The following is a 26,639-nucleotide window of genomic DNA, read 5'->3' as shown; positions in this document are numbered from 1 at the left end:
CGTCAGGCGTCTCGCCGTGCGGGCCGCGTCACGTGAGGCCGCCGCGCCGGAGTCCGCGGGGTTCGGGGTCGATGCCGTCATTCGGGTCCACCTCATGCTCTCGGGGTCATCGGAACAAACGCCGCCAGGTCTCCGGGCCCGGGTAGCCGTCGGCCGCTGCGCCGCGCCAGCCCTGTGCCCGCTGGAACGCCTCGACGTTGCGGCGGTCCGCCTCCGTCCAGCGCGGACCGGGTCCCGACAGGTAGTGCTTGCCGAAGCCCCGCTTCACCAGTTGTTTGCCCAGCTTCTCCACATATGCGTTGGATTGGCCCGGACGGAAGTAGCCACGCCCGGGAAACCCCGTCGCATTCGCGCTCGGAGCGCCCGAACCACTCGAACCGCCGATGTCCTTGCCCCCGCCGGTCACGAGCAGCCGCCACGTCTGCGGCCCGGGCAGTCCGTCCGCCTCCGCGCCCTTCCAGCCCTGCGCGAGCTGGAACGCCTGGGTCGCCCTGCGGTCCGCCTCGCCCCACCGGGGGCCGGGGCCCTGGCTGTAGTACTTCTTGCCTCCGCGCGCGACGAGGAGCTGACCGAGCTGCGTGACGTAGGAGTTGTCGGCCCCCGGGCCGAACATGCCCGTCCCCGGGAACGGCGTCGCCCCCGTCGGCTCCGCCCCGCTGCCGGTGCCGCCGCTCACCACGCCCTTGTAGCGGTAGGCCACGTACCGGTCGGAGTTCTCCCAGTACGCCATGGGCGTCGCCTGCTTCCGCGTGCGCGGCTTCGTCTGCTCGTAGGCGGTGTACGAGGTGTGGGTGTAGTCGGTCCAGCCGCCGAAGATCGTGACGTGCGAGCCGCGGGTCGGGTTGGCCGGGTTGTGGAAGAGCAGGATGTCGCCGGGCTGGAGCTCGGTGCGGTCGATCCGTACGGCGAAGCGGTCGAGGCTGCCGGTCCACTCGTTGCTGCGCAGGTTCCAGGCCATGGAGATGTAGCCGGAGCAGTCCTGGCGGTACCCGTCCGACCAGTACTTCTCCATGGAGTACGGGACCTGGGCCGACACCCACTTCTTGGCCCGGTTGACGATCTCCGCGCGGGTCGTCTTCCGCAGTGTCTCCGTGGAGATCTGACTGGCCGTCGGGACGGCGTCGGGGGCCGGGTCCGCGCCGGGTCCCGGCGCGCCGTGCAGCGGCCCGCGTCCGCCCTGGGGGGTCTCGGGCCCCGGCCACGGGGTGTCGTCGGAGGCGGCCGCGGAGCCGGCCGGGCCGGCCGCGTCGGCGGACGGGACCGTCGCCCGCTCCTGGAGGACCGCCGGGTCCGCGTCCACCGCACCCCCCGGTGGGCCGGTCAGGGCCGTCGCCACTCCGGCGCCGCCCCCGCCCAGGACCACGCCCGCCGCCGTCACCAGGACCAGCGCGCGGCGGGCACCGTGGGCCGCCGGGTGGCCGCCCGCCCGGACGGGCAGGCCCAGGGCGAGGTCGCGCCGCTGCCGGGCGCAGCCCGGGCAGCCGCAGTCGGCCGCGGGTTCGAACTCCTCGAAAACCGGCACGCTCATGCGATTCCCCTCCACACTCGTCAAGATCTTTTTGACCCTTGTTTCGGGCGTCAGTGTCTCAACTGTCTGGACAAATCGCATTTTGACGGATCGAAGGCCTGATACGACCATCCGACAGGCCGGTGGTGGCCGGTATTGGTCAGGAGCACCCCTGGGAGTCAGGTAGAGTTCTCTTTGTCAGCAGGCGCCGCTAGCTCAGTTGGTTAGAGCAGCTGACTCTTAATCAGCGGGTCCGGGGTTCGAGTCCCTGGCGGCGCACGCAGAGTCAAGACCCCCTCACCGATGGTGAGGGGGTCTTGGTCTTTCTCCGGGGCGGGCAGCCCAACCACCGTGCGTCTCCGGTCGGTTACCGACCCGCCGTCCCCGTCAGGTACGCCGACACCACCACGTTCGCCGTGTACGCCCCGGCCGCCCGGTCGAAGGTGCCGCCGCAGGTGATCAGGCGCAGCTCGGCGCGGTGGGGGTCGCGGGCGCCGTAGACCTTGGCCGCGTCGAAGCCCTCGCGCGGGAAGACCTGGACGTCGTCGACCGTGAACTCGGCGACCGATCCGTCCGTCCGGGTGACGCGGACCTTCACGCCGGGGCGGGCCGCGCTCAGGCCGTAGAAGACGGCCGGGCGGGTCTCGGTGTCGACGTGGCCGACGAGGAGCGCGGCGCCGACCGAGCCCGGCCGGGTGCCGGAGCCGTACCAGCCGACCGTGTGGGGCATCTCGAAGGGCGGCGGATCGATGGCGCCCGTGTCGTCCAGGCCGCGCGCCACGACGGGCGCGCCGATGCCCAGGGAGGGGATGTCGACCCGCCGGGGTTCGAGGGGCGGGAGGGGGTCGCGGGCCGGGGGCAGCGCGACGCCGAGGGGGCGGCCGACCGCGGCGATGTCGCCGGTGGTCGGCGCGGAGCTGCCGCCGGGGCCGTCGGTGGCCTCGCGGCCCCAGAGCCAGAGCCCGGACAGCAGGACCGCCCAGGCCACGCCGGTGACGAGTCGCCCGGAGCCCGCCGGGCGGGTGCCGGACGACACGGTCACTCGCCGTCGCCGCCGGTACCGGCGCGGCGGCGGGAGCTGCGGAAGGCGACCGAGACGGCGGCGATCGCGGCCATGCCGAGGCCGAGCAGGGTGTACGGGGTGCCGAGGCCGCTCTCGGAGGTCGTCTGGGCGACACCGGGGGCCGCGGGCGCGGCGAAGGCGGCGGTGCCTCCGCCGCCGGCCCGGACGGGGGCGATCGGGGTCGCGTGGTGCGTCGGCCGGTGGGTGGGCTCCTGCCGGTGCCGGACCTGCACGGTGCCGACGTCCCGGTGGTCGTGTCCGTCGCAGGTCACGGCGACCTTGTACGTGCCGTCCTTGAGGCCGGACCTGATCGTCGTGTCGCCGAAGAGCGGGTTGCCCCCGCCGTCCCGTCCGGTGAGCTCCGCGTCGGCGACGAACGCCGGGGACTTGGCGGCGCCGGTCGTGCCCTTGCAGCCCTGGACCCGGACGTCGACCTCGGCGCCGGGCGAGGCGGTGGACGGGGTGACGGTGGCCTTCACCCCGTCGTGGGCGTACGCGCCGCCGGCCGCGGGTGCCAGGACCAGCACCAGGGCCGCCCCTGCGGCACGGAGAGCAATGGGAGCTGAACGCATCGTGACCTCCTGATACTGGCAGGGTCACCCGGATCGGCGCTTCTCGCATCCGCAGGGACGTCCGCGCGGGCTCCTACACGCGCTCGACGATGTCCGCGATCGACTGGACGATCTTCGACGGGCGGAACGGGAAGCGGTCGATCTCCGCCTGCGTCGTCAGACCGGTCAGGACGAGGAAGGTCTGCATGCCCGCCTCCAGGCCGGCCAGGATGTCGGTGTCCATCCGGTCGCCGATCATCGCGCTGGTCTCGGAGTGGGCGCCGATCGCGTTGAGGCCGGTGCGCATCATCAGCGGGTTCGGCTTGCCCGCGAAGTACGGCTCCTTGCCGGTGGCCTTCGTGATGAGGGCGGCGACGGAGCCGGTGGCCGGGAGCGGGCCCTCCAGGGAGGGGCCGGTCTCGTCGGGGTTGGTGCAGATGAAGCGGGCGCCGGCGTTGATGAGACGGACGGCCTTGGTCATCGCCTCGAAGGAGTACGTACGGGTCTCGCCGAGCACCACGTAGTCCGGGTCGTGGTCGGTGAGGACGTAGCCGATGTCGTGCAGCGCGGTGGTGAGACCGGCCTCGCCGATGACGTACGCGGTGCCGCCGGGGCGCTGGTCGTCGAGGAACTTGGCGGTCGCGAGGGCCGAGGTCCAGATGTTCTCGACGGGGACCTCCAGGCCCATGCGGGCGAGGCGGGCGTGCAGGTCGCGGGCCGTGTAGATCGAGTTGTTGGTGAGGACCAGGAACGGCTTCCCGGTCTCCCGCAGCTTCTTGATGAACGCGTCGGCGCCGGGGATCGGCACGCCCTCGTGGATGAGGACGCCGTCCATGTCGGTCAGCCAGGATTCGATCGGCTTGCGCTCTGCCATGGGTGCGGGACTCCTGCCGTACGAACGTGCAATGTGCGGTGTGCTGGGGGCGACGCGACGACGCTGTGGCGACGCCCCCAGCCTAGTCAGGAAGTGGTGACCTTGACCCCGTCGATCACCCAGTACCAGTTGTTGGCGCCCGTGTAGCGGAAGCGGAAGCTCACGCTGGAGGCGCCGGCGGGGACGGCGACCGTGACGGACTGGGGCTTGGAGAGGACGTCGGCGGTGTAGCTCCTGACGAGCACGGGGGTGCCGCCGTTGAAGCTCGCGAGGATCTGGGCGCTCTGGGTGCCCTCCTGGCGGTAGAGGGTCGTCAAGTCGAGCGTCACGGCGGCCGCGCCGGAGACGCCGTACGCCGGGGTGACCAGGGTCGAGTCGTACGTACCGGAGAAGGCCTTGTCGGCCCACTCGTCGGAGTCGGCGACCGCGAAGACGCCGCGGGCGCGGACGTTGAGCTCGCGGGACTGGTCGCGCTGGGTGCGGGACCAGAACTCGTCGGTGGCGAAGGACCAGCCTCGCCACTCGGTCATGCCGCCGGTGCCCATGGCGTTGTTGATGACGGACCAGCCGCTGGGCGCGGTGTGGGTGAAGCCGAGGACGCCGGTGGGGATGCCGTTCTCGTCGACGCGGCCGGAGAGGGACGGGTAGAGGGTGTCGAAGGGGTCGGTGGAGCGAAGCTGAATCGGCTTGCCGTCGAGGCCCCAGGCCGGGTCGGGGGCGATGCCGAGCTGGTGGAAGACGGTGGCGGCGACGTCGACGAGGCGGGTGTCGATGGGGCGGGCGCCGGCGGCGATGCCGGGGCCCTGGGCGAGGACGAAGGTGCGGCGCTCCTCGATGGAGGAGCCGCCGTGGCCGCCCGCGTCGGTGTGGCCGTGGTCGGTGGCGACGATGACGGTCCAGCGCTCGGCGGCGTACGTGGGGCGGGCCTGGATCGCGGCGAGGAGGCGGCCGAGGTAGCCGTCCTGGACGTCGATGGCGTCGGTGTACTTGGGGCTGGCGGCGCCGTAGTTGTGGCCGATCTCGTCGGTCTCGCCGAAATAGACGAAGAGGACGTCGGGGTTCTGGTTGCGGAGGACGTCCTCGGTGAGGTCGGTGATCGTGAGGTCGTTGACCGCGTAGTTGTTGTCGTAGACGAGCTTGGCGTCGGCGCCGGGGGTGACGGTGCCGTACGTGTCGAGCTCGGGCCAGTCGACGGCGGCGAAGAGCGAGAGCTCGGGGCGGACCTGGTTCAGGCGGGCGAGGAAGCCGGGGTACTGGCCGTAGTCGCGGCCGGTGAAGGTGTTGTCCTTCACGCCGTGCTTGTCGGGCCAGACGCCGGTGGAGATGGTCGACCAGCCCGGCCCGGAGAGGGTGCCGGCCATCGGGTTGGCGTAGAGCAGGGAGCGGCCGTAGGTGCCGTTCGCCATCAGCGACTTGAGGGTGGGCGCCTTGGCGGCGTCGATGCGGTCGTACCGCAGGCCGTCCATGCCGACGACGAGCACCTTGTCCTGGCTGGTGCCGTTCGGGAGCACCGGGGCGGCGGTGGCCGCCTGGGCGGCGGGGGCGGCGGCGAGTCCGGCGGCGGCGACGGCCGCGGTGGCACCGGCGGCGGCGAGCACGGTGCGGCGGGAGATGCGGGAGATGCCGTTGATCGGCATGTCGGAGTCCTCCGTGGAAGGGGGCGGGGCACACCAACGCCCCCGATTTCTCGGGGGCGTTGGTCCGTACCCGTTATCATTCCGCTACACGGGGAGGGCTTCCAGGGTCGTGCGGTGAACTCTTGGCTGCCGGTCGGCGGCCGATCAGCTTCCGGTCGCGGACTTCCACGCGTCGACGTACGCCGTCAGGTTCTTGTCGATGTCGGCCCAGTCCGGCTCGAAGACCTCGACGCCCTCCATCAGCTTGGCCAGTTCGATGGCGTTGGCGTCGGTGGTCTTGACGTCCTTGCGGGCCGGGAAGCCGCCGCCGATGGCGCTGACCTCGCGCTGGGCGCCCTCGCTGAGCATGAAGTCGAGGAGCTTCTTGCCGTTCTCGGTGTGCGGGGCCTTGTTCACCAGGCCGGCGGCGTACGGCAGGGCGAAGGTGGTGGGCTTGCCGCCGTCCTTCGCGGGGAACCAGATGCCGAGGTTCGGCATGGACTTGGCCTGGGCGAAGTTCATCTGGACGTCGCCGTTGGCGACGAGGAGTTCGCCCTTGTCGACCTTGGGGGCGAGCTTGGAGGTGGAGGAGGACGGGCCGACGTTGTTGGCCTGGAGCTTCTTCAGGTACTCCATCGCCGGCTCCTTGCCGCCGAAGTCGTGCATCGCCTTGATGAGGACGGCGGTGCCGTCGCCCGCGACGCCGGGGGTGGAGTACTGCAGCTTGTCCTTGTACTTCGCGTCGAGCAGCTCCTCCCAGGTCTTCGGGGCGGCGGGGAGCTCCTTCTTGTCGTGGACGAAGCCGAAGTAGTTGTTCACGACGGAGGTCCAGGTGCCGTCACCGGACTTGTCGGCGCCGTCGACCTGGTCGGCGCCCTTCGGCTCGTACGCCTTGAGCAGGCCCTTGGAGCCGGCCTGCTGGATGAAGGGCGGCAGGGTGACGAGGACGTCGGCCTGGGTGTTGCTCTTCTCGCGGAGGGCGCGCTGCACCATCTCGCCGGAGCCGCCCTCGACGTACTTCACCTTGATGCCGGTCTGCTTCTCGAAGTCGGCGAAGACCTTGTCGTACCAGCCGTCGCCCGCCTCGCCCTTGAGGCCGTCGGCGCTGTAGACGGTGACGACCTTCTCGGCGGCGGCGTCGGAGGAGCCTCCGCAGGCCGTGAGGGTGGCGGCGAGGACGAGGGCGCCGGTGACGGCGGCGACCGGCTTGGCGTACGTACGCATAACGTTGTTCTCTCCTGAGTGACTTAGCGGTAGGACGCTCTGGTACGGATACGGGAGACGGCGAGCAGCGCGAGGAGCGTCGCGGCCATGAGGACCACGGCGAGCGCCGAGCCGGTGAACAGGGAGCCGCGGTCCGTGGCGGTGAAGATGAGCACCGGCAGCGGCATCCAGTCCGGCGGGTAGAGCATCATCGTGGCGCTCAGCTCGCCCATGGACAGGGCGAAGCAGAGCCCGGCGGCCGCGGTCAGGGACGGCAGCAGGAGCGGCAGCTTCACCCGGAGCAGTACGTACGAGGGGCGGGCGCCGAGACTGGCCGCCGCCTGCTCGTACATCGGGTCCAGGCGCCGCAGCGCGGCCGAGACCGACTGGTGGGCGAAGGCCGTGACGAGGACGGTGTGCGCGAGGATCACGATCCAGCGGGTGCCGTTGAGGAGCATCGGCGGCTGCGAGAACGCGACCAGGACGGCGAGGCCGACGACCACGGACGGCACGGCGACCGGCAGCATGAACAGGGCGTCGAGGACCCTCTTGCCCTTCTTCCCCAGGGCCGCCGCGGCGAGCGCGGCCCAGGTGCCGACGGTCAGCGCGACGACGCTCGCGGTGACGGCCGTGACCAGGCTGGTGGTGAGCGCCTGGAGGGACTCCCCGCGCACGGCCGCCGCGTAGTGGGCGGTGGTGGGTCCGGAGGGGAAGGCGCCGGACCAGTGCGTGGAGAACGAGGCGGCGAGGATGACGAGGAGGGGCAGGGCGAAGAGGGGCACGAAGAGGACCGTGAACAGCACCCAGGCCGTCCACTTTCCCGTACGGCTATGCACCAGCACGGCGGCTCACCCCCCGGTAGAGGACGTACAGGCCGACCGAGAGGGCGACGTTGACGATGGCGACGACGCAGGCGGAGGCGTAGTCGGATTCGAGGATCGCCTTGCTGTAGACGAGCATCGGGAGGGTCGTGACGCCCTTGGCGCCGGTGAAGAGGACGATCCCGAACTCGTTGAGGCACATGACGAGGACGAGGCTGCCGCCGGCGGCGAGCGCGGGCAGCGCCTCGGGGAGGATCACCTGCCGGACGATCCGCAGCGGCCGGGCGCCGAGCGAGGACGCCACCTCCAGCTGCGCGGTCTCCATCTGCGAGAACGCGGCCAGGAGCGGGCGCATCACGAACGGCGTGAAGTACGTGATCTCGGCGAGGAGGACGCCCCACGGGGTGGTGAGGAACCGGAAGGGCCCGGCCGGGTCGCCGGTGACGTCGGTCCAGATCCCGTTGGCCATGCCGACCGTGCCGTACAGGAACAGCAGGGCGAGCGTGATCAGGAAGGACGGGAAGGAGAGGAAGACGTCGATGAACTTCGACACCGCCTTCCCGCCGGGGAAGGGCACGAACGCGATCACGAGCGCGAGGACGAAGCCGAGCACCAGACACCCGACGGTGGCGGCGACGGCCAGCCACACGGTGGTGACGAGCGCCTCCCGGAAGGAGGCGGAGGCGAAGACCTCGGCGTACGCACCGGGGGCGAGGGACTCCTGGACGACGAGGGCGAGGGGGTAGAGGAAGACGAGCGCGAGGACGGCGACGGGGGGAAGGGCCCAGAGCCAGACCGTTGTGGGCATGCGTTTCGCCTGGGGGTCCCCCCAGGACGAAGTCCTGGGGGGAGGATAAGGGTGGGCACCTCGGTCACCTGTCATGACCGCTTCCGCGGGACTAGCCATCGGTCACCCCCGCGGCCAGCAGCACCGCGTCCTCTCGCGCGAAGTGCAGCGTCACCTCGCCCCCCAGCGGAGGCGTCTCCCGCAGCTCCCGCACATCGGCCTTGACGCGGTGCCCGCCCACTTCCACGTACAGCCGGTGCGTGGACCCGCGCCACTGGACCTCGGTGATGCGGCCGCTGAGGGCGTTGGGCCCGGGGCCGAGCCCGACGAGGTGCGGCCGGACGCAGAGGGTGGCGGTGGTGCCGGACGCGGCCTCGGCGATGGGGACGTCGAGGGTGACGCCCTCGAAGGTGGCCCCCTTCTCCCCCACCGTCACCGGCAGCAGGTTCGCGTTGCCGACGAACGACGCCGTGAACTCCGTACGGGGGCGGCGGTACAGATCCTGCGGGGTGCCGCAGTCCTGGAGCCGGGCCTTGTCCATGACGGCGATCCGGTCGGCGAGGGTCAGTGCCTCGACCTGGTCGTGGGTGACGTACAGGATCGACACGTCGGGGAGTTCGCGGTGGAGCCGGGCCAGTTCGGCCAGCATCCCGGAGCGCAGCTGGGCGTCGAGCGCGGAGAGCGGCTCGTCGAGGAGGAGCACGTTCGGGCGGATGGCGAGGGCGCGGGCGATGGCGACGCGCTGCTGCTGTCCGCCGGAGAGCTCCCGGGGGTAGCGCTGGGCGTACGCCGCCATGCCGGTCATCTCCAGGGCTTCGGCGACCCGCCCGGGGATCTCGCCCTTCGGCACCTTCTGGGCCTTCAGGCCGAAGGCCACGTTGGCCTCGACCTTCAGGTGGGGGAAGAGCGCGTACTGCTGGACGACCATCCCGATGCCCCGCTTGTACGGCGGGAGTGCGGTGACGTCGCGGTCGCCGATGAGCACCCGCCCGGAGGCCGGCCGGACGAATCCGGCGACGGCCCGCAGCGCGGTCGTCTTGCCGGAGCCGGAGGGGCCGAGGAGGGCCATGACCTCGCCGGGCTCGACGGTCAGGTCGAGGTGGTCGAGGACGGTGTTGCTGCCGTACGTGACGGTGACGCCGTCGAAGCGGATGCCGCTGGTCATGCCTCGTACGCCCTGATCAGGGAGGGGAGTTCCGCGACCGAGGCGAGGACGTGCGTGGCGCCGTGCTCCTTGAGGGCGGCCTCGTCGTGCGCGCCGGTCAGGACGCCCGCGACGATCCCGGCACCGGAGCGGACGCCGCTGAGCATGTCGTACGAGGTGTCGCCGGCGACGGCGATCCGGCGGACGTCGTCGACGGCGCCGGTGCGGAGGAGGGCGGCGAGGACCATGTCCGGGTAGGGGCGGCCGCGGCCGCCCGCGTCCGCCGGGCAGAGGGTCAGCTCGACGAGGTCCCGCCAGCCGAGGGCGTCGAGGATGGCGTCCTGGGTGACGCGGGCGAAGCCGGTGGTGAGGACGACCGTCCGGCCCTGCTCCTTCAGCTCGGCGATGGCCTCGGCCGCGCCGGGGACCGGGGCGATCCGGCCGCCGGCGACCAGCTCTCCGTACGCCGCCTCGAAGGCGAGGTTGGCCTCCTCGGCGCGGGTCTCGTCGCCGCCGAAGAGGTGGCGGAAGACGGAGATCTTGGACTCGCCCATGGTGGCGCGGACGTAGTCGATCATCGTGGCGGGGTCTTCGCCGAGGCGTTCGGCGGCGGCCGTGAAGGCCTGCTCGACGAGGCCGCCGTCGGCGACGGTGGTGCCGGCCATGTCGAGGACGACGAGGTTCATGTCGGTCATCGGGTCCGTGGTCATGTGGTTCACCAGCCCAGTTCGTTCGCGGTCTTCTCGGCGATGGCGGGCGAGCAGGTCATGCCGCGGCCGCCGGGTCCGGTCACCAGCCACACGCCGTCGCGGACCCGCTGGCGGTGCACGACCCGGCTGGTGTCGACGCACTGCGCGTACACCCCGGCCCAGCGGCGCCGGATCTTCGGCAGCGGGCGGCCGAGGAGGGACTCGACGACGCGGGTGAGGTGCTCGTAGGGGTCTTCGAGGGTGTCGAAGGCGAAGGGGTGCTCGTACTCGTGGGTGTCGCCGATGGTCAGTCCGCCGTCGAGGCGCTGCACCATGAGCAGCTGCATCTTGTGGGCGGCGGCGGTCGGGTCCTGCGCCTGCCCCTCGTTGAGGGCGTCGAGGGCGGGGGACGCGTACGCCGGGTAGTAGCGGAAGGAGTCCGCGTCGGCGACGGAGGTGGTGAGCGGCTCGCCGAGGGGCGCGGTCTGCATCATCTGGAGCCGGACGCGGCGGACCGGTATCTCGCCGGCGACCTCGCGGACGAGGCCGGAGAGCCAGGCGCCGGTGCACAGGACGACGGCGTCGCCGGTGTGGACCTCACCCCGGTCGTCGCGGACGGCGTTCTCTCCGACGACGTCCCGGACCTCGCGGTTCGGGAGGAACGTGTAGCGGCCGGTGGCGAGGAGGGCCTCGCGGAGGGCGAGCTGGGCGAGGCGCGGCTCGACGGCCGCGTCCCGCTCGCACCAGAGCGCCGCTTCGAACGCCCCGCGCAGGGCCGGGTTGACGGCGCGCGCCTCGTCGGCCGTGAGCAGCTTGTAGCCGCGGGCGGCGGCGTCGGGGCGGGCCACGGCGGCCTCGGCGACGGCGAGTTCGAGCTCGTTCCGTACGGGGGTGAGGGAGCCGATGGCCCGGAAGCCGAGGCCCGGGACGCGGGCGCCGATGCCCTCCCACAGCTCGCGGGCGCGGAGGGCCGTGTCGAGCTCCTCCCCGCCGGCCCGTCCGCTCACCCAGATCTGGCCGAAATTGCGGAGGGAAGCTCCGCGCGCCTCGGCCTCGCGCTCGATGTGTACGACCTCGTGGCCGCGTTCCACTGCGTGCCAGGCGTGCATGGTTCCCACCACGCCGGCTCCTACGACGATCACCTTCATGACGTCGACGGTCGCGGGGGCGGGTGGACCGGACGGATCCGGTGGACGACGGGACGGTGAACGGACCGACAAGCTTGGACCAGACCCGTTACCATTCCGTTATTCGCCATGAATGAGTCCCGGTGTCAGTTCTGCTGCCCCAGGTGGGCGGTGAAGCTGAACCGGTCCCCCCGGTACAGCGTCCGCACCCGCTCCAGGGGCCGCCCCGCCGTGTCCCGGGAGACGCGGTGGATCAGCAGCATCGGCAGGGCGGGCGGCGTGCCGATGAGCAGGGCCTCGCGTGGGGTCGCGAGGACGGTCTCGATGCGCTCGTCGGCGTCGCCGAACGAGATGCCGAGCCGGTCGTGGAGATAGGCGTAGAAGGAGGAGTCCGGGTCGAACTCGGTGTCCAGACGCGGGGCGCGGGCCTCGGAGACGTACGTGCTCTCCAGGCCGACCCGCTCGTCGTCGGCGAGCAGCACCCGCTCCATGTGCCAGACGGGCTCGCCGCGTTCGGCGCCGACCTCGGGGGCGAGCGCCTCCGGGCAGGGGAAACGGTCGAGCGAGATCAGGCTGCGGCCGGGACGGCGGCCCTGGCGGCGCACGCCCTCCGTGTAGCTGGCGAGCGAGAGGGGCTGCTCCAGCTTGGGTCCGGCGACGACCGTCCCCCGGCCCTGGCGGCGCAGCCGCCCCTCCAGGAGGAGTTCGCGCAGCGCCTGCCGGACGGTCTCGCGGGACACCTCGTACCGGACGGCGAGATCGCGCTCGGTCGGCAGCAGCCCGCCCTCCCCCAACTCGTCGACCATCAGGGCGATCTTCGCCTTGACGGCGTAGTACTTGGGGACGCGGCCGTGCTCGGGGATGCCGGAGCGGACGGGGGCGCCGGGGCTGGTCTGGTAGTTCATCCGGGGATGGTCGCAGACCGGGATGAACGGGAAGGTGTACGGAGCATGACTCGGAGGTGCCGCACTTCCCGGGACGGCGGCCCGGCGGGGGCGGGGACGGGAACGGCTGCTCAGCGGTGCCGGGGGCGGCGGGCCACCCAGACGAGGGCCGCGCCGAGCAGGAGCAGGCCGGCGGCGACCGGGGCGAGGGCACGCGCGTGCGCCTCGGACTCCCGTCCGGTGCTGGCCAGTTCACGCGCCTCTTCGGCGTCCTCTGCGCCCTCGGCGGCCTCGGCGGCCTCGGCGACGTCCGGTCTGACGGTCGCGGGCGCGGTGGGGGCCGGCGGGCGGGGCTCCTTGCCGGGCGGCGCCGACGGGCCGGGCGGGCGGGGCGTGTCGGGTGCGGTGGGGGTGACGGGCGCGGCGGGTGCGGCGGGTGCGGCGGGGCCCACGGTGAGGAGGTAGTCGCCGGACTCGCCGACCCAGTCCCCGTCCTCGCCCCGGCGCTGCACGACCGCCGCGTTGACGACGACCTCGTCGGGCGCCGTCTCCACCTCGAACGTCAGGCGTACGGGGACGGTGAGGGTCCGGCCCGCCGGCACCGAGAAGCCACCGAAGCCGCCGGGGCCGTCCGGGCCGGTGAACACGCCCACGTTCTCGGCGTCCTCGGTCGGTTCGAAGGCCACCGGGTGCCAGCGCGCCGACCCGGCGTCGTAGAACTCGAACCGGATCTGCTCCGGGCGCAGGGCCCGGTCGCGGTCGGTGAGGACGAGCACCGGGTGGACGCCCGAGCAGGGGGCGTCGGTGGTGTTGGTGAGGTCGAGCTTCAACTCCTGGAAGGGACCGCCCGCCGGAAAGCCGGCCGGCCCGCCGTGGATCCGGGTGTCCAGCGGGAAGCCGCCGCCGTCGGGGGTGCCGCAGGCGGGGGCGGGCGGGTCGGGGGCGGGGGCGGCGGGGGCCGGCGCCGCGATCACGAAGGGGGCCGCAGCGGCGGCGGCCACGGTCACGGCGCGGACGGCGTGCAGACGCAGGGGGGCGGGTGCCATGGGCGTGCCTTCACTGCTCGCGGGCATGGGGACGGCGGCGACGCTGCCATGCGGGAGCGGGCGGGCGGGGCAGCGACACCGGGGGCGCCCCCGGCGGGCCCATGACTTCAACCCGATCGGCGCACTTTCCGATGATCGGAAGATCGGACCTCCATGATCAGAGTTCCGCCTGCTTCCCGAACACCGGCGCAAGGGTCAGCCACGCCGCGCCCTCCGCCACGGCGTCCCGCCCGGTCGCGAGGCCCACCGGGGCCGACAGGCCGAGGCCGGCCAGCACCCCCCGCACCCCCTCCGCGAACACGGACGGCGCGGCGAGCACCACCCGGCCGCCCAGGAGGACCTGGTCGATGTCGAGGAGCCGGACGAGGTTGGCCGCGCCCGTGCCCAGGATCCGCGCGGCCTCGGGGAGTTCGCCGCGCGCGACGGCCGCCAGGCACAGGACCTCCAGGCAGCCTCGCCCGCCGCAGCCGCACGGCGGCCCGTCGAGCTGGACGGTCTGGTGGCCCAGCTCGCCCGCCCCGGTCCTGTCCCCGCGCAGCGGCGCGCCGCCGAGGACGAGGCCGGCACCGAGACCCGTACCGAGGTGGACGTAGGCGAAGGAGCCGGGGGCGGTGGGGCGCAGGGCGAGGCCGAGGGCGGCGGCGTTGGTGTCCTTGTCGAGGACGACGGGCAGCCCGAGGCGCGCCGCCAGCTCGTCCCGTACGGGATGACCGGCCCATTCGGGGAAGCCGGTCACCCGGCCGGGCACCCCGGCGCGGTGGTCCAGGGGGCCGGGCATGGCGAGGCCGACACCGAGGACGGACCCGGGAGGATCGGCGAGCAGCGCCCGTACCTCCTCCGTCACCGCGTCCAGGACCGGTCCCGCCCCCGCGCCCAGGTCCACGGGGCGGCGGCGCAGTGCCACGACCGCTCCCGCGAGGTCGGTCAGGAGGGCCGTCAGCTCGTCGCGGTCGAGGTGGACGCCGACGGCGTACGCGGCGGAGGGCACCATGCGCAGGACCGTACGGGGCTTGCCGCCGGTCGAGGCGCGGTGGCCGGCCTCCGTGGCGAGGCCCTCGGCCCGGAGCCGCGCGGTGATCTTGCTGACGGCCTGCGGGGTGAGCCCGGTCCGCTCGGCCAGCTCCAGACGGCTGATCCCGGTCTCGCCCGCCGTGCGCAGCAGGTCGAGCACGAGCGCGGCGTTGTGGCTGCGCAGTGCCGGCACGTTCACTCCCACGGCTTCCCTCTTCACTCCCCCATTGTCGCTGTCGCTTGCACTTTGGCAACAGCGTTGCTTAAGTGGAATCCATGACTGGCATTGGCATGACCGGCACCGGCATGACGGACACCGGCTCCGGCACGGGTGGCGCCGCCCCCCGCACCCCGCTCCGCGTCGGACTCGTCGGCTACGGCCTCGCGGGCTCCGTCTTCCACGCCCCGCTGATCGCCGCCTCCGAGGACCTCGCCCTCGCCGCCGTCACCACCGGCAACCCCGAGCGGGCCGCCGAGGCGCGTGCCGCCCACCCCGGCGTCCGGGTCGTCGCCCGCCCCGAGGAACTGTGGGAGCAGGACGCCGACGACCTCGACCTGATCGTCGTCGCCTCCCCCAACAAGACGCACGTCGCCGTCGCCACCGCCGCCCTGGAGGCCGGCCTGCCGGTCGTCGTCGACAAGCCGCTCGCAGGGACCGCCGCCGAGGCCCGCGCGCTCGCCGCCCTCGCCGAGGAGCGCGGCCTGCTGCTCTCGGTCTTCCAGAACCGCCGCTGGGACGCCGACTTCCTCACCCTCCGCCGACTCCTCGACGAGAAGGCGCTCGGCGAGGTCCAGCGCTTCGAGTCCCGCTTCGAGCGGTGGCGCCCGGCGTTGAAGGGCGGGTGGCGGGAGTCCGGCGCGCCCGAGGAGATCGGCGGACTGCTCTACGACCTGGGCAGCCACGTCGTCGACCAGGCCCTCGTGCTCTTCGGCCCGGTCGTCTCGGTGTACGCCGAGTCGGACGTGCGCCGGCCGGGCGCCGAGGCCGACGACGACACGTTCCTCGCGCTCACCCACACGAACGGCGTCCGCTCCCACCTGTACGTGAGCGCCACCACCGCCCAGCTCGGCCCCCGCTTCCGGGTGCTCGGGCAGCGCGCGGGCTTCGTGAAGTACGGACTCGACCCCCAGGAGGCCGCCCTCCGCGAGGGACTGCGGCCGGAACCCGGCACCGTCTGGGGCACCGAGCCCGAGGAGCTGTGGGGCCGGCTCGGCTCCGGGGAGTCACCGCCGAGCGGCGGCGGCACGCCCGTGGAGTCGCTGCCGGGCGACTACCCGGCGTACTACGCGGCCGTCGCCGCCGCCGTGCGCGGCACCGGCGAGAACCCGGTCACCGCGCACGAGGCGGCCGCAGCCCTCGACGTCCTGGAGGCGGCGCGACGCTCGGCCCGAGAGGGAATCCTGGTGAAGCTCCCTAGCTCGTACGCCTCCGCCGACGACTGACGATCACCAGGGCGCCGCCGCCGAGGGCGAGACCGACCGCGGTGGCACCCATGACGATCTCCCCGGTGCCGGCGCCGGTGCCGGGCAGCTCACCGTGGGGGCCGTCGGGCCCGTGGTTGCCGCCGGAGTCACCGTGACCACCGGGGTCACCACCACCGTCGGCCGATCCGCCACTGGTCCATCCGCCACCGTCCGCCCCGCCGCTCGACCAGCCACCGGTGGTGTGGTCGGTGGGCGTGGGCGTGGGGGTCGGGGTGGGGTAGGTCGGGGTGGGAGTGGGCTCGGTCGGGGTCGGGGTCGGGGTCGGCTCGGTCGGCGTGGGAGTCGGCTCCGTCGGCGTAGGAGTGGGATCGGTCGGGGTAGGCGTCGGCTCCGTAGGAGTCGGGGTCGGATCGGTCGGGGTCGGGGTCGGATCGGTCGGCGTCGAGGTCGGGGTCGGGGTCGGATCGGTCGGCGTCGGCGTCGGCGTCGGTTCCGTAGCCGTGGGAGTCGGCGTGGGCGTGGGCGTCGCGTCCGTACACGACGGCAGGTCACCGTTGAACGGATAGGCGTGGATCTCCTGGCCGCCGCCCCCGTTGGCCTCCGAGGTGTGCGTCAGGTTGCCGGTGGTGAAGAAGCGGCCGTTCATGCCGGGCATCGTCACCGTCGTCGTACTGTCCTGGTTGCCGATGAGCACGCTGCCCGCGAACTGGGCCCCGCCCTCGAACGTGACCGTCGTGGCGTCGGGGAAGTTCCACAGGACCCGCTCGCGCAGACCGTCCGGCAGCTGGTTGATGTACGAGTCGACGGTGCGGTCGACGCCGAGGACGTTGACGAGGACCGTCGCGGAGGCGGGGATCTTGTCGAAGCGGATGCCCTGCTGGCCGCCGTTGGCCGACTCCAGGTCGAAGTCGGCGTTGAAGACCTGGAGCGCAGAGGTGCCGTCGCCCGTGAAGAGGGTCTCGTAGTCCCTGTTGACGGCGGTGCCGGTGGGGGTGCGGGAGGCGCCGTTCACGTACGCGTAGCACTGGCTGGCGTCGGTGAGCTGGTCCCGGAGCGGCCGGTACGGGTGGGCGGCCGTGGCTTGGTGGACCGGGGTCGGGCTCACCGTGCCGGAGACGGTGGTCCCGTACTTCACGAGGCCGTGGACCGTGCCCTCCTCGGCGAGCAGGCGCTGCTGGTCGGCGACCTTGACGCTCGTGCCGACGGTGAGGAAGTCGGTGCCGTCGTCGGGCGGGACGCGCGAGCCGACGCCGGCGACGCCCACGTTGTAGACGGCGGAGACGCCCGCCTTCTTCTTCTGGTCGAAGGCACCGAGGACGACGACCTTGCCCTCGGCCTCGGCCGCGGCCTCGCGGACGAGGAAGTCGCCGCCGACGAAGACGTTGATGTTGTCGTCGCGGTGCACGACGGGGCCGTTGCCGTTGTCGTCGGGGTACTTCGGGGGACAGTTGCCCGGCTTGCAGGGGCCGAGGCCGCCGGGCAGCGGGTCGGCGTGGCCGGTGACGGCGAGCACGCCGACGAGGGCGGTGGCTCCGACGGTGGAGGCGGCGATGAGGGCGAGACGGCGCCGGTCACGCCGACGCTCGTACACAGTGCGATCCATGTCGGAAAATATGCAAAACAGGTGCGAAAACGGCGACGCTCCACGCGGAGCGCCGCCGCTTTCACACCCGTACGGTCACGCACATCGCGCGACTTCAGGCGCCCTTGAGCTCCTGCCGCTGTCGGCCGAGGCCCTCGACCTCCAGCTCGACGACGTCACCGGGGCGCAGGTACGGCTTGGGCTCGGGCTGGCCCATGGCTACGCCGGCGGGCGTGCCGGTGTTGATGACGTCGCCCGGGTACAGGGTCATGAACCGGCTGACGTACCGGACGACCTCCGCGACGGGGAAGATCTGGTCCGAGGTGTGGCCGTCCTGCTTGAGCTCGCCGTTGACCCACAGTTTCAGGCCGAGGTCCTGCGGGTCCGGGACCTCGTCGGCGGTGACGAGCCAGGGGCCGAGCGGGTTGAAGGTCTCGCAGTTCTTGCCCTTGTCCCAGGTGCCGCCGCGCTCGATCTGGAACTCGCGCTCGGAGACGTCGTGCGCCACCGCGTATCCGGCGACGTGGGCGAGGGCCTCCTCGTCGGTCTCCAGGTAGCGGGCGGTGCGGCCGATGACGATCGCGAGCTCGACCTCCCAGTCGGTCTTCACGGAGCCGCGCGGTACGAGCACGGTGTCGTCCGGCCCGACGACGGTGTCGGCGGCTTTGAGGAAGACGACGGGCTCGGCGGGGGTGGCCTGGCCGGTCTCGGCGGCGTGGCCGTGGTAGTTCAGCCCGATGCACACGACCTTGCCGATGCGGCCGACCGGCGGGCCGACGCGCAGCCCGGTCGCGTCGAGCGCGGGCAGCACGCCGGCGGCTGCGGCGCCCCGGACGCGGTCGAGGGCGGAGGCGTCGGCGAGCAGACTGCCGTCGATGTCGTCGACGAGGGCGGACAGATCGCGGAGGGTTCCGTCCTGGTCGAGCAGGGCGGGACGCTCCGCTCCCGGCGGGCCGACACGCAGCAGCTTCATGGTCTTCTCCCTGTGGTCGAGGTGGGCCCGGACGGGCCCTGAGGGTGCCCCGGCCGATGGAGTGCGGCCATCGGAGGATTGGTCGATCCTCCAAGAGAACGGGTCAGCCTGCAAGACCCCGTTCACGGACTGGACCCTTACGCGGGAGTAACCAGGGCGGCCTGCGGCATGTCCCGGTAGAGGAAGGCCCGCTCGACGGCGGTCCACGCGGTGCTCGTGACGATGTAGAGCGCGGCGGCGAGCGGCACGACCGCGACGGAGATCAGGGTCGCGAAGGAGAGCAGCGGCAGGTACCGGGCCATGCCCGCGGCCACGGCGGCACCCGGCTGGCCGGGCTCGACGGCCGGAGCGAGGGCCTGCTGCCGCTTGGCCCGCATGTAGTTGTACGTGGCGACGGCGGCGACGATCGCGAAGAGCGCGAGGTAGACGAGACCGGCCGGACCGAAGACGCCGCCGTCGGCGAGGGCGTCGGCGTAGTGATCACCGAGCGGGGCGGCGAAGAGACTGTGCCCGGCCATCCGCCCGCTGGAGAACAGATGGAACATCAGGAAGAACGCGGGCGCCTGGAGCAGGCTCGGCAGGCAGCCGGCGAGCGGCGACACCTTCTCCTCGGCGTGCAGCTCCATGATCGCCTTCTGCATCCGCTCGGGGTTCTTGGCGTGCTTCTTCCTCAGCTCGGCGAGCTGCGGGGCGAGCCGGGTGCGGGCCTTCTGGCCGCGGGCGGCGGCGCGGGAGAGCGGGTGGATCGCGGCCCGTACGAGCAGGGTGAAGAGGACGATCGCGGCGGCCGTGGCGGTGGTGGCGAAGATCGGCTGAAGCAGGTCGGCGAGCCGCTCGACCAGGGATGCGAAGACGTTCAAGGGAGCCCTCCGTGGGGTCTCGTCGTGCCGGGGCATGGAAATTCGGCATGACGGATCCGCGAAGGGGCTTACTGCTGCACGTGCTGTACGAGCTCTCTACGCGGCCGTCGGGAGGGGACGGCCGGGAGCGCGGGGTCTGCGACGGCCTGCGGCGTCGGGGTCGCGCTGGGGCAGGAAGGCGGTGCGCCGCTCGCGGTCGCGTATGGCGGTGCGGACGGCGTGGGGCGGCACGGCGGGGGCCGTGCGGGCGCCGAAGAGGGCGAGGACGATGCCGGTCGCGGCGAGGGCGAAGGCGGCGGAGAGACCACCGCCGTCGGAGAGGAGCAGGTCGGCGAGGGCGAGCAGGAAGAACAGCGGCGCGACGACGCGCAGAACCAGATCCCTGGCGGACATCCCGACACCACCTCCTCTCGACCGTTCGACTGTCTCAGGGGCAAGACGCACGGGAAGAAGGGAAAGTTCCCGCTCCAGCACCTCGCTCCCTCACGAGTTCGCGTACTCCAGGGGGACGAGGAGGCGGCGGGGCCGGAGGAGGGCGCGGCTGACGGGATCGGCGGGGTCCGGGTCGACGCCGGCGCCGGGCCGCATCTCGATGTCGGCGGGGGGCACGGGGACCCGGCAGGCCGGGCACTCGCCGTACGGTCCGAGCTCCGTGCCGCAGTCGACGTGGTGGAAGTGGCGCACGGGCACGGCACCGGGCAGCTCCTCTCGCCCCCACCGCCCCAGCGAGCGCAGGACGGGCCAGAGGGCGAGGCCGCGCTCGGTGAGCACGTACTCGTCGCGCGGGGGCGACTCCTGGTAGCGCCGCTTGTCGAGGACGCCGGCGTCGACGAGGGCCTGGAGGCGGGCGGCGAGGACGGCGCGGGGGATGCCGAGGTGCACGAGGAAGTCGTTGTAGCGCCGGACGCCGTAGAAGACGTCGCGGACGACGAGCAGGGTCCAGCGTTCGCCGACGACCTCCAGGGCGCGGGCGATGGAGCACTGCTGCTGGGAGTAGTCCTTGCCGAGAGCCATGGGACCCATCGTACCCACCACAGGTTCGGTCAACGAACCTAGCTGCTACCGTAAGGTTCATTCACCGAACCTATGGGGTGGAGGTCCCTGCCATGCCCCCGCTAGCCACCACGACCCACACCACGCCGGACACCCTCACGACCCGCCCACGGGCCACCCTCGCCGTCACGGCGGCCGCCACGGCGATCGCGCTGATGAACTACACGGCCCCGATGCTGACCCTCCCCGACATGGCCGCCGCCTTCGGGACCCCGGCCTCGGCGCAGGCCTGGCTGCTCAACGGCACCCCGCTCGGCCTGGCCGTCCTCCTCCTGGTGGCGGGCAGCCTCGCGGACGCGCACGGAAGGCGCCGGATCTTCCTCCTGGGCACCCTCGCCCTGGGCCTGACGACGGCGCTCGGCGCCTTCGCCGACTCCACCCTCACCTTCACCCTGGCCCGGATCGCGCAGGGAGCGGCGAGCGCGGCCGTCCTGGCGGGCAGCCTGGGCCTCCTCGCACACGCGTACCCGGCGGGCCGGGACCGGATCAGGGCCACCGGGATCTGGGGCGCGTCCGTCAGCGCGGGCATCGCCCTCGGCCCGCTCCTGGCGGGCGCGCTGAGCCTGGTCGACTGGCGGCTGGCGTACGGGACGCTGGGCGCGGCGGCGCTGGTGATCGCGGCGACGGGGACGAGGACGCTGGCGCGGGACGGGGCGCCGACGGGAAAGGGCCGCCCCGACATCGCCGGAGCCCTGACCCTCGGCCTGGCCCTGGCGGCACTGCTCACCGCACTCACCCTCGGCCGGGACGGCTGGCTGCGCCCCCCGGTGGGACTCCTGCTGCTGGCCTCCGCCGCCCTGACGGCGCTGTTCGCGACGGTCGAGCACCGGAGCCGTAAGCCCATGATCGACCTGGCGCTGCTGCGCCGGCCGGCGTTCCTGGCGTCGACGCTGGGGGCGCTGTTCACGGGCCTGGCGGTGATCGGCCTGTTCAGCGTGGTGCCGGCGCTGCTCCAGAGCGGGGCGGGGATGTCACCGCTGGCCTCGGCGTGGCTGTTCCTCCTCTGGTCGGGCACGGCGTTCGTGGCAGCGCTGCAGGCCCGCCGCCTGGCGGGCCGACTGTCCGCGGCACACCAACTGGCCGTCGGCTTCACCCTCTCCGCGGCGGGGATCCTCGCCCTCCTGGGCGGCCTGGAAGGCCCCTGGCAGCGCCTCCTCCCCGGCCTCCTGGTGGCGGGCACGGGCAGCGGCCTCCTGAACGCGGCGCTGCCCCGCCTCGCGGTCGACTCGGTACCGCCCGAGCAGGCGGCGATGGGCTCGGGCGCCAACAACACCGCCCGCTACATCGGCTCCTCGGCCGGGGTGGCCCTGACCCTGGCCCTGGTGACGACGGGCCCGGACACGGCACTGCTGGTCACGGCGGGCCTGGCGCTCACGGGCGCGGCGCTGACGCTCGCGCTGGGGAGAGGGCGCGGATGAGATCCGGAGCTACGCGTGCGCGTGGAACCCGCTTGGAGCGGGCCGGTGGATCGGCTCCTGGAAACGCCCACGGAATCGGTCACGGAAACGCTCACGGAATCGGTCACGGAACGGGCTGGGCGAACGTGACCCCGTAGCGCCGCTCGAACTCACGGATGCGGGAGGGCAGCGTCCGCCGCAGAGCGGCGATCTCGTCGCGGTGAGATGCCTGGAAGGCCGTTCGGCGACGGATGAGCAGCGGCTCCCGAACAGCCTCCACGGGAGCCATGCACACGGAGTACGCCGCCCCGAGCCCCCGGTCGGCGCGGGCGGCCCCGGCCGAGTCCTCGATGCCCTGGACCGTGCGGTCGACCAGGGCGAAGAAGCCCTCCTGGCCGTCGACGTGGATGCCGTACCGGTCGAGACAGCCGGGGAGCCCCCGCAGGGCCTCGCGGGACCGCGGGTCGTCACGGACAGCGGAGACCTCGGGCCACCACTGCGACTGGAGCGGGCCGTAGAGGTCCTTGAACTCCTTGGCGACGACGCGGGCGTCCTGCTCGCAGCGCCGCTGCGCCTCCGGGTCCTTCCGGCCGGCCGGAACCGGTGAGTCCGCCTGCGGCACCGGGACGTTCAGGGTGAGACCGTGGCGCCCGATGAATTCCAGGTCGGGGAGGTCGGACCAGCCGATGTACGCCGGCGGGGGAACGTCCGGGAAGCTCACCCCCTGCCGCTGGACACACTCGCGGAGCCGCGCATGACCGAGCGTCTGCGCGAAGCCGTCGAGCCCCCGGGTCAGCCGGGTGTCGGCACCGGTCGCGGGCAGGACCATGGCCGTGATGTCCCGCGGCACCCCCTCCCGGACACCGGGCGGCCGCGCATCACCCGACGGCAGGGAACGGGCAGGTGCGGAGGGACCGGGTGCGGAAGCCCCGCAGGCCGTGAGAACGGTCGACATGACGACAGCACCGAGGACCGCGGCGACGACCCGCACCTTCAGCACCACAACACCCCACACCTTCACGCTCGCTCCAGGGAGAGTGGGGCCGCCCCGCAAGCAGCCCCACGGCACATCCGACCATCCGACAACCGACGGATCAGTGGGTGATCTGCACGTTGTCGCCGCCGTCCATGTAGCTGGCCACGCTGAACTGCGTACCGGCGGAGAGGTCGGTGACCAGCGTCATCGTCGAGTCGTTGATGCTGTGGTAGCCGTCCCACGCCTGGACGTACCCCTTGGAACCGGTGACCCAGGTCCCGTCGGCCTTCTTGTAGCGGCCGCCGTAGTAGTCGTACGTGCGGCTGTTGGTGTTGTACGAGTAGGTCAGATTGAGGTCGAGGCAGCCGCTGGACGCCTTGGTGGCGATCGTGCCCTGCTGTGCGAACCCGCCGGTGGTGATGCTGGTGACGACGCAGCCCTGGGCCGAGGCCGAGGCGGCCGGCGCGAGCGCGACGGAGGTGGCGGCGAGACCGGCCAGAGCGAGGGCGCCCGAGGTCAGCGTGATCGTACGGATACGACGCATGTCGTCACTCCTTGTGATTCGACGAAGGGATCCACGTCCGCCCGGCAGTGATCAGGACCCTGCCGGGCCGGGTCGAATCCTTGCCGGAGGAATCCGGGATTCCGCCGTCCCGGCACCCGCCCGGGACACCCGGGACGCCCGGGACAGGTGGAACGGGCGCTCCCTAGCCCCGTGTCGGGACGAGCTTGGCCCAGACGACGAGCCGGTAGGTGCTGCTGAACTCGGGGGTGCAGGTGGTGAGGGTGAGATAGGCGCCGGGGGCCTCATACCCGTAGGACGGCTTGACGAGAGACCGGGGAACGGCCCGAATGACCCCCACATCACGGGGAGAGGTGGAGGAGAGGACGAGATCAACGCGATAGACATAGGTACGCGCGCGCGTACGCACGGAAATCTGATCACCGGCCTCAAGCCGGTTGATGTACCGAAAAGGCTCGCCGTGAGTGTTCCGATGCCCGGCGAGAGCGAAGTTCCCCACCGCTCCGGCCCCGCCGGTACCGGGGTAGTGCCCGACGTACCCCTTGTCGAGCACGGACCGCTTGGAGACGCCTTCGGCGACGGGGACGGTGAGCCCGAGCCGGGGGATACGGAGGACGGCGAAGGCGGAGGAGGGGGCGGGGGTGGGGCGGGACCGGGAGCCGCCCTCGACGGCAGACCCGGGCGAGGAGGGGGACTCCGGCTCACCGAACGAATCGGCGTCACCGAGCGCCCCGGGATCCGCGGACTCCCCAGGATCCCCGGCAGGATCCCCGGGGGGAGAGATGTCCCACTCCCGCTCAAGAACACGCACCTGGTCGCGGGCCTCGGCGCGGGCCTCCCGATTGGTCCACCAGAGTTGGTGGACGACGAGAAGCAGGAGGAGAACTCCGCAGGTGACGAAGGCCTCGGCGCCCAGCCACAACGCGCGGACGCCCGTACCAGATCGTCCTCGTCCCTGGACGACGACCGGCACCCGCTCCCGCACCCTGGCCCGCACGCGGGGCACGATAAGCGCTGAGGCGCCAACTCTCCAGGCCCGTACAGCAGTACGGTGAAGGGCATGCGCCCTGACACGCCTGCTGCCCACACGACCGAAGCCGAGCGTCTGCTGCGCACGGCAGCGCAGTACCCGGGAGACCGGGAGCCCCTCTACCTCCAGGCCGCGGCCCACCGGGAACTGGCGGGAGACCGCCCGGGCGCGACGGCCCTGTACGACGAGCTGCTGGCCGGGGAGCCGGCGGACCCGCACCTGATCAGGGCGCTGAAGGCGGCGAACCTGTGGGAGTACGGGCACGAGGCGGAGGCCCGGGCGATCATCGACGGCATCAGGCGGACGAAGCCGACGGACGCGACGGCCTGGGAGATCACAGCGGAAACGCTGGAGGCGCACGACGAACTGGAGGAGGCCGAGTCCACCCTCACAGAAGCGGCGACACTCCTCCTGGCCACGCTCCCGCCGGAGGACCTCCCCCACCCCACCCGGTCGCTGATCACCACGCGCCACCGAATCCGCCGGATGCTGGCGCGGGATCACGACAACTGGGACGACTGGGCCGACCGCCTGCACACGGGCACGGTCGGGCTGGACGAACTGCACGACCCGAAGCGCCTGTGGTCGCTCGGCTCCTCGGACCCGACGGAGCTCCAGGCGGAGATCACCCGCCTCCGCTCGGAACTGGGCACGTACCGCACGGCCCTCTCCCGCCCGTTCCCGGTCGCGGTCCTGCACTGGCCGGAACGGGAACTGGACGAGCTCCTGGCGGCGTACCCGGAACTGGAGGCGGAGTACCCCACGTACCGAGCCCACCTGACGGACATCGAGGCGTCCCTCCGCGAACTCGCCGCGGCCGGCACCCCGAACCTCGGCATCGTCCGAGCCACGGTCCCCTCCTACGAAGCCTTCGCCGCCTCAGAATCCACCTCCCCCGCGAACGCGGACCTCCTCCCCCAGTACGCGACGACCCTGGCGGCCCGCGGCCGAGCGACGGCCTGGCCACCGGCCAGGGGGGCGGAGTGCTGGTGCGGGTCGGGACGGACGTATGGGGAGTGCCACGGGGCGGAGTGACACACCGGACCGCCGGCAGAATGCAGGTGTGTCCGAAGCCGTTCCTTCCTCCCCCGCCGTCTCGGCCCGCATGAGCAGGCAGGCCAGCAAGGACACCGCCGCCGAGCTCGCGGTCCGCCGCCTGCTCCACGCGGCCGGCCTGCGCTACCGCGTCGAGTTCCCGGTGCCGGGCATGGTCCGACGACGGATCGACGTCGCTTTCACCTCCGTCAAGGTGGCCGTAATGATCGACGGCTGCTTCTGGCACGGCTGCCCCGAGCACGCCACGCAGCCGAAGGCGAACGCCGAGTGGTGGCGGCAGAAGCTCGACCGCAACATGGCCCGCGACAGGGAGACGACCGAGCACCTCACAGCGTCCGGCTGGGAAGTCCTCCGTTTCTGGGAGCATGAGGCACCGGAGGAGGTGGCCCTGCGCATCGCCGCGGCGGTGGAGCGCCGAAGGGCCTCCACAAGAGGGGGAGAAGATCGATGAGTGGGCTGACGTTCGTCGATGTCTGCGCGGGAGCGGGCGGGCTCGCGCTGGGGCTGGAGCGGGCCGGATTCGAGCCGACTCTTCTGCTCGACGAGGATGCGGACGCCTGCCGGACCCTTCGGGCCAACCGACCGCACTGGAAGGTCCTCCAGGCAGATCTTCTGGACCTCGACCCCAGCGAGCATCCGGAGAGCTACGACGTGGATCTGCTGTCCGCGGGGCTGCCGCGGGTGAAGTCCAGCGCCACTTCCGCCCGAGCCGGGTCGAGCGAGGAAGAGAAGCTGCTGAGGGCCTCCATCTACCTCGCTCACGCGGTACGGCCTCGGGCGCTGGTCATCGAGAACGTGCCGACCCTGGTCGACCCGAATGGATTCCGCGACTTCCACGATTTCGCCCGTGCGGAACTCGAGCATCTCGGTTATGAGTTCAGCTGGTTCCTCCTCAACGCCGCCGACTTCGGTGTACCGCAGGACCGTAAGCAGGGGGTCCTCGTGGCGATCAAGAAGCAGTGGTTCCAGGCGTTCCGGCCACCGTCCCCGATCGTGACGGAGCACATGCCCGTCGGCGAGGCGCTCGCGCCGTCCATGCGTTCGCGAGGCTGGAAGGACGCCGACCGCTGGGCGGCACAGGCCATCACCGTGGCCCCCACCCTGGTCGGCGGTTCGAAGAACCGAGGCGGTGCGGACCTCGGACCGACCGGATCCAAGCGGAAGTGGGAGAAGCTGGGAGTGAACGCCCACTCACTGGGCGACGAGATCCCGGGTGCCGATTTCACCTGGGACCCAGAGATCGGAAGAGAGGGCCTGGTGAAAATCACCGTGGATCAGACGGCCCTGCTCCAGGGCTTCCCGGAGAGCTGGGAGATCACCGGCAGAAAGACGGCCCGCTATCGGCAGATCGGCCACGCCTCGCCACCGCCGGTCGGTGAGGCCATCGGTCGAGCCGTCGCCCGGGCGCTCCGTTCCTGAACGGCGACGACAGGTCCTCTCC

Annotated in this window: 27 protein-coding genes and 1 tRNA gene; 6 read left to right on the top strand and 22 right to left on the bottom strand. The window is 72.4% G+C overall.

Annotated features, from left to right (window positions below; genetic code table 11):
* Nucleotides 1-106: 106 nt before the first annotated feature.
* The gene (locus GGE06_RS00800) at nt 107-1,528 is read right to left on the bottom strand and encodes a peptidoglycan-binding protein (RefSeq protein ID WP_116160815.1); all 1,422 of its coding nucleotides are present in this window, start codon (nt 1,526-1,528) and stop codon (nt 107-109) included.
* A 184-nt stretch (nt 1,529-1,712) separates the two neighbouring features.
* Between GGE06_RS00800 and GGE06_RS00795 the strand changes: the two genes are divergently transcribed.
* Nucleotides 1,713-1,786: transfer RNA gene (locus GGE06_RS00795), tRNA-Lys, on the top strand.
* A gap of 88 nt (nt 1,787-1,874) precedes the next feature.
* Here the strand turns inward: GGE06_RS00795 and GGE06_RS00790 are convergent.
* The 13 genes from GGE06_RS00790 to GGE06_RS00730 all read right to left on the bottom strand — a co-directional run bounded on the left by GGE06_RS00790 (nt 1,875) and on the right by GGE06_RS00730 (nt 14,543).
* Nucleotides 1,875-2,543 carry a class F sortase gene (locus GGE06_RS00790; RefSeq protein ID WP_116160814.1) on the bottom strand — a complete coding sequence of 223 codons (669 nt, stop codon included), beginning with the start codon at nt 2,541-2,543 and terminating at the stop codon, nt 1,875-1,877.
* A 2-nt stretch (nt 2,544-2,545) separates the two neighbouring features.
* Nucleotides 2,546-3,142 (bottom strand): hypothetical protein, encoded by a 597-nt coding sequence (locus tag GGE06_RS00785; RefSeq protein ID WP_116160813.1) that lies wholly within the window; start codon nt 3,140-3,142, stop codon nt 2,546-2,548.
* Nucleotides 3,143-3,215: 73 nt separating this feature from the next.
* Nucleotides 3,216-3,995, bottom strand: a complete 780-nt coding sequence (locus GGE06_RS00780; RefSeq protein ID WP_116160812.1) for an HAD-IIA family hydrolase — start codon at nt 3,993-3,995, stop codon at nt 3,216-3,218.
* Nucleotides 3,996-4,081: 86 nt separating this feature from the next.
* Nucleotides 4,082-5,632 (bottom strand): alkaline phosphatase family protein, encoded by a 1,551-nt coding sequence (locus tag GGE06_RS00775; protein ID WP_184929810.1) that lies wholly within the window; start codon nt 5,630-5,632, stop codon nt 4,082-4,084.
* 144 nt (nt 5,633-5,776) lie between these two features.
* Nucleotides 5,777-6,835 (bottom strand): 2-aminoethylphosphonate ABC transporter substrate-binding protein, encoded by a 1,059-nt coding sequence (locus tag GGE06_RS00770; protein WP_116160811.1) that lies wholly within the window; start codon nt 6,833-6,835, stop codon nt 5,777-5,779.
* A gap of 23 nt (nt 6,836-6,858) precedes the next feature.
* Nucleotides 6,859-7,656 (bottom strand): ABC transporter permease, encoded by a 798-nt coding sequence (locus GGE06_RS00765; RefSeq protein WP_184929809.1) that lies wholly within the window; start codon nt 7,654-7,656, stop codon nt 6,859-6,861.
* Nucleotides 7,643-8,443, bottom strand: coding sequence for a 2-aminoethylphosphonate ABC transporter permease subunit (locus GGE06_RS00760; RefSeq protein WP_184929808.1), 801 nt, complete (start codon nt 8,441-8,443; stop codon nt 7,643-7,645). The genes GGE06_RS00765 and GGE06_RS00760 overlap by 14 nt, the downstream gene beginning before the upstream one ends.
* Before the next feature lie 91 nt (nt 8,444-8,534).
* Complete coding sequence (locus GGE06_RS00755) at nt 8,535-9,587, bottom strand: ABC transporter ATP-binding protein (RefSeq protein ID WP_116160808.1); 1,053 nt, start codon at nt 9,585-9,587, stop codon at nt 8,535-8,537.
* On the bottom strand, nt 9,584-10,276 hold the full coding sequence (locus tag GGE06_RS00750; protein WP_116165518.1) for a phosphonatase-like hydrolase: 693 nt from the start codon (nt 10,274-10,276) through the stop codon (nt 9,584-9,586). Before GGE06_RS00750 ends, GGE06_RS00755 begins: the two co-directional genes overlap by 4 nt.
* Nucleotides 10,277-10,281: 5 nt before the next feature.
* Nucleotides 10,282-11,403 carry a TIGR03364 family FAD-dependent oxidoreductase gene (locus GGE06_RS00745; protein ID WP_116160807.1) on the bottom strand — a complete coding sequence of 374 codons (1,122 nt, stop codon included), beginning with the start codon at nt 11,401-11,403 and terminating at the stop codon, nt 10,282-10,284.
* Nucleotides 11,404-11,528: 125 nt separating this feature from the next.
* Complete coding sequence (locus tag GGE06_RS00740) at nt 11,529-12,287, bottom strand: GntR family transcriptional regulator (RefSeq protein ID WP_116160806.1); 759 nt, start codon at nt 12,285-12,287, stop codon at nt 11,529-11,531.
* Nucleotides 12,288-12,397: 110 nt separating this feature from the next.
* Nucleotides 12,398-13,312, bottom strand: a complete 915-nt coding sequence (locus tag GGE06_RS00735; RefSeq protein ID WP_184929807.1) for a hypothetical protein — start codon at nt 13,310-13,312, stop codon at nt 12,398-12,400.
* 157 nt (nt 13,313-13,469) lie between these two features.
* A complete protein-coding gene (locus GGE06_RS00730) occupies nt 13,470-14,543 on the bottom strand; it encodes an ROK family transcriptional regulator (RefSeq protein WP_312882987.1) in 1,074 nt (357 codons plus the stop codon).
* Between the two features lie 71 nt (nt 14,544-14,614).
* Here GGE06_RS00730 and GGE06_RS00725 point away from each other — a divergent pair, with 71 nt between their 5' ends.
* The gene (locus tag GGE06_RS00725) at nt 14,615-15,766 is read left to right on the top strand and encodes a Gfo/Idh/MocA family oxidoreductase (RefSeq protein WP_116160803.1); all 1,152 of its coding nucleotides are present in this window, start codon (nt 14,615-14,617) and stop codon (nt 15,764-15,766) included.
* Here the strand turns inward: GGE06_RS00725 and GGE06_RS00720 are convergent.
* From GGE06_RS00720 to GGE06_RS00700, 5 genes are all read right to left on the bottom strand, one after another.
* Nucleotides 15,738-17,351, bottom strand: coding sequence for a choice-of-anchor A family protein (locus GGE06_RS00720; RefSeq protein ID WP_184929806.1), 1,614 nt, complete (start codon nt 17,349-17,351; stop codon nt 15,738-15,740). The genes GGE06_RS00725 and GGE06_RS00720 overlap by 29 nt on opposite strands.
* A gap of 94 nt (nt 17,352-17,445) precedes the next feature.
* The gene (locus GGE06_RS00715; protein ID WP_116160801.1) at nt 17,446-18,303 is read right to left on the bottom strand and encodes a fumarylacetoacetate hydrolase family protein; all 858 of its coding nucleotides are present in this window, start codon (nt 18,301-18,303) and stop codon (nt 17,446-17,448) included.
* A gap of 137 nt (nt 18,304-18,440) precedes the next feature.
* The gene (locus GGE06_RS00710; protein WP_116160800.1) at nt 18,441-19,199 is read right to left on the bottom strand and encodes a YidC/Oxa1 family membrane protein insertase; all 759 of its coding nucleotides are present in this window, start codon (nt 19,197-19,199) and stop codon (nt 18,441-18,443) included.
* A 60-nt stretch (nt 19,200-19,259) separates the two neighbouring features.
* Nucleotides 19,260-19,556, bottom strand: a complete 297-nt coding sequence (locus tag GGE06_RS00705) for a DUF6412 domain-containing protein (protein ID WP_116160799.1) — start codon at nt 19,554-19,556, stop codon at nt 19,260-19,262.
* Nucleotides 19,557-19,646: 90 nt separating this feature from the next.
* Complete coding sequence (locus GGE06_RS00700) at nt 19,647-20,177, bottom strand: winged helix-turn-helix transcriptional regulator (protein WP_116160798.1); 531 nt, start codon at nt 20,175-20,177, stop codon at nt 19,647-19,649.
* 92 nt (nt 20,178-20,269) lie between these two features.
* Between GGE06_RS00700 and GGE06_RS00695 the strand changes: the two genes are divergently transcribed.
* Nucleotides 20,270-21,634: an MFS transporter gene (locus GGE06_RS00695; RefSeq protein WP_184929805.1), complete on the top strand. Its 1,365-nt coding sequence runs from the start codon at nt 20,270-20,272 to the stop codon at nt 21,632-21,634.
* A 103-nt stretch (nt 21,635-21,737) separates the two neighbouring features.
* On the opposite strand, the gene GGE06_RS00690 is transcribed toward GGE06_RS00695, so the two are convergent.
* The 3 genes from GGE06_RS00690 to GGE06_RS00680 form a co-directional block, all read right to left on the bottom strand.
* Nucleotides 21,738-22,463 carry a hypothetical protein gene (locus GGE06_RS00690; RefSeq protein WP_184929804.1) on the bottom strand — a complete coding sequence of 242 codons (726 nt, stop codon included), beginning with the start codon at nt 22,461-22,463 and terminating at the stop codon, nt 21,738-21,740.
* Between the two features lie 244 nt (nt 22,464-22,707).
* On the bottom strand, nt 22,708-23,133 hold the full coding sequence (locus GGE06_RS00685) for a hypothetical protein (protein ID WP_116160795.1): 426 nt from the start codon (nt 23,131-23,133) through the stop codon (nt 22,708-22,710).
* Between the two features lie 163 nt (nt 23,134-23,296).
* Nucleotides 23,297-24,109, bottom strand: coding sequence for a class E sortase (locus GGE06_RS00680; protein WP_184929803.1), 813 nt, complete (start codon nt 24,107-24,109; stop codon nt 23,297-23,299).
* Nucleotides 24,110-24,172: 63 nt separating this feature from the next.
* Here GGE06_RS00680 and GGE06_RS00675 point away from each other — a divergent pair, with 63 nt between their 5' ends.
* From GGE06_RS00675 to GGE06_RS00665, 3 genes are all read left to right on the top strand, one after another.
* A complete protein-coding gene (locus GGE06_RS00675) occupies nt 24,173-25,177 on the top strand; it encodes an SEC-C domain-containing protein (RefSeq protein ID WP_184929802.1) in 1,005 nt (334 codons plus the stop codon).
* Nucleotides 25,178-25,247: 70 nt separating this feature from the next.
* Nucleotides 25,248-25,649 (top strand): very short patch repair endonuclease, encoded by a 402-nt coding sequence (locus tag GGE06_RS00670; protein ID WP_184930155.1) that lies wholly within the window; start codon nt 25,248-25,250, stop codon nt 25,647-25,649.
* Nucleotides 25,646-26,617 carry a DNA cytosine methyltransferase gene (locus GGE06_RS00665; protein WP_184929801.1) on the top strand — a complete coding sequence of 324 codons (972 nt, stop codon included), beginning with the start codon at nt 25,646-25,648 and terminating at the stop codon, nt 26,615-26,617. Before GGE06_RS00670 ends, GGE06_RS00665 begins: the two co-directional genes overlap by 4 nt.
* The last annotated feature ends 22 nt before the right edge of the window (nt 26,618-26,639 follow it).

Source organism: Streptomyces nymphaeiformis (assembly GCF_014203895.1).
Lineage (GTDB): Bacteria > Actinomycetota > Actinomycetes > Streptomycetales > Streptomycetaceae > Streptomyces > Streptomyces nymphaeiformis.
Note: the sequence above shows the minus strand (reverse complement) of the source record. Positions and strands in the feature narration are given on the sequence as shown.

What these genes read in the sequence shown, in the direction of transcription:
- GGE06_RS00800 (WP_116160815.1), bottom strand. Translation starts at nt 1,528, where the DNA reads ATGAGCGTGCCGGTTTTCGAGGAGTTCGAACCCGCGGCCGACTGCGGC.
- GGE06_RS00785 (WP_116160813.1), bottom strand. Translation starts at nt 3,142, where the DNA reads ATGCGTTCAGCTCCCATTGCTCTCCGTGCCGCAGGGGCGGCCCTGGTG.
- GGE06_RS00780 (WP_116160812.1), bottom strand. Translation starts at nt 3,995, where the DNA reads ATGGCAGAGCGCAAGCCGATCGAATCCTGGCTGACCGACATGGACGGC.
- GGE06_RS00775 (WP_184929810.1), bottom strand. Translation starts at nt 5,632, where the DNA reads ATGCCGATCAACGGCATCTCCCGCATCTCCCGCCGCACCGTGCTCGCC.
- GGE06_RS00770 (WP_116160811.1), bottom strand. Translation starts at nt 6,835, where the DNA reads ATGCGTACGTACGCCAAGCCGGTCGCCGCCGTCACCGGCGCCCTCGTC.
- GGE06_RS00760 (WP_184929808.1), bottom strand. Translation starts at nt 8,443, where the DNA reads ATGCCCACAACGGTCTGGCTCTGGGCCCTTCCCCCCGTCGCCGTCCTC.
- GGE06_RS00755 (WP_116160808.1), bottom strand. Translation starts at nt 9,587, where the DNA reads ATGACCAGCGGCATCCGCTTCGACGGCGTCACCGTCACGTACGGCAGC.
- GGE06_RS00750 (WP_116165518.1), bottom strand. Translation starts at nt 10,276, where the DNA reads ATGACCACGGACCCGATGACCGACATGAACCTCGTCGTCCTCGACATG.
- GGE06_RS00745 (WP_116160807.1), bottom strand. Translation starts at nt 11,403, where the DNA reads ATGAAGGTGATCGTCGTAGGAGCCGGCGTGGTGGGAACCATGCACGCC.
- GGE06_RS00740 (WP_116160806.1), bottom strand. Translation starts at nt 12,287, where the DNA reads ATGAACTACCAGACCAGCCCCGGCGCCCCCGTCCGCTCCGGCATCCCC.
- GGE06_RS00735 (WP_184929807.1), bottom strand. Translation starts at nt 13,312, where the DNA reads ATGGCACCCGCCCCCCTGCGTCTGCACGCCGTCCGCGCCGTGACCGTG.
- GGE06_RS00725 (WP_116160803.1), top strand. Translation starts at nt 14,615, where the DNA reads ATGACCGGCACCGGCATGACGGACACCGGCTCCGGCACGGGTGGCGCC.
- GGE06_RS00720 (WP_184929806.1), bottom strand. Translation starts at nt 17,351, where the DNA reads ATGGATCGCACTGTGTACGAGCGTCGGCGTGACCGGCGCCGTCTCGCC.
- GGE06_RS00715 (WP_116160801.1), bottom strand. Translation starts at nt 18,303, where the DNA reads ATGAAGCTGCTGCGTGTCGGCCCGCCGGGAGCGGAGCGTCCCGCCCTG.
- GGE06_RS00710 (WP_116160800.1), bottom strand. Translation starts at nt 19,199, where the DNA reads ATGCCCCGGCACGACGAGACCCCACGGAGGGCTCCCTTGAACGTCTTC.
- GGE06_RS00705 (WP_116160799.1), bottom strand. Translation starts at nt 19,556, where the DNA reads ATGTCCGCCAGGGATCTGGTTCTGCGCGTCGTCGCGCCGCTGTTCTTC.
- GGE06_RS00700 (WP_116160798.1), bottom strand. Translation starts at nt 20,177, where the DNA reads ATGGCTCTCGGCAAGGACTACTCCCAGCAGCAGTGCTCCATCGCCCGC.
- GGE06_RS00695 (WP_184929805.1), top strand. Translation starts at nt 20,270, where the DNA reads ATGCCCCCGCTAGCCACCACGACCCACACCACGCCGGACACCCTCACG.
- GGE06_RS00685 (WP_116160795.1), bottom strand. Translation starts at nt 23,133, where the DNA reads ATGCGTCGTATCCGTACGATCACGCTGACCTCGGGCGCCCTCGCTCTG.
- GGE06_RS00675 (WP_184929802.1), top strand. Translation starts at nt 24,173, where the DNA reads ATGCGCCCTGACACGCCTGCTGCCCACACGACCGAAGCCGAGCGTCTG.
- GGE06_RS00670 (WP_184930155.1), top strand. Translation starts at nt 25,248, where the DNA reads ATGAGCAGGCAGGCCAGCAAGGACACCGCCGCCGAGCTCGCGGTCCGC.
- GGE06_RS00665 (WP_184929801.1), top strand. Translation starts at nt 25,646, where the DNA reads ATGAGTGGGCTGACGTTCGTCGATGTCTGCGCGGGAGCGGGCGGGCTC.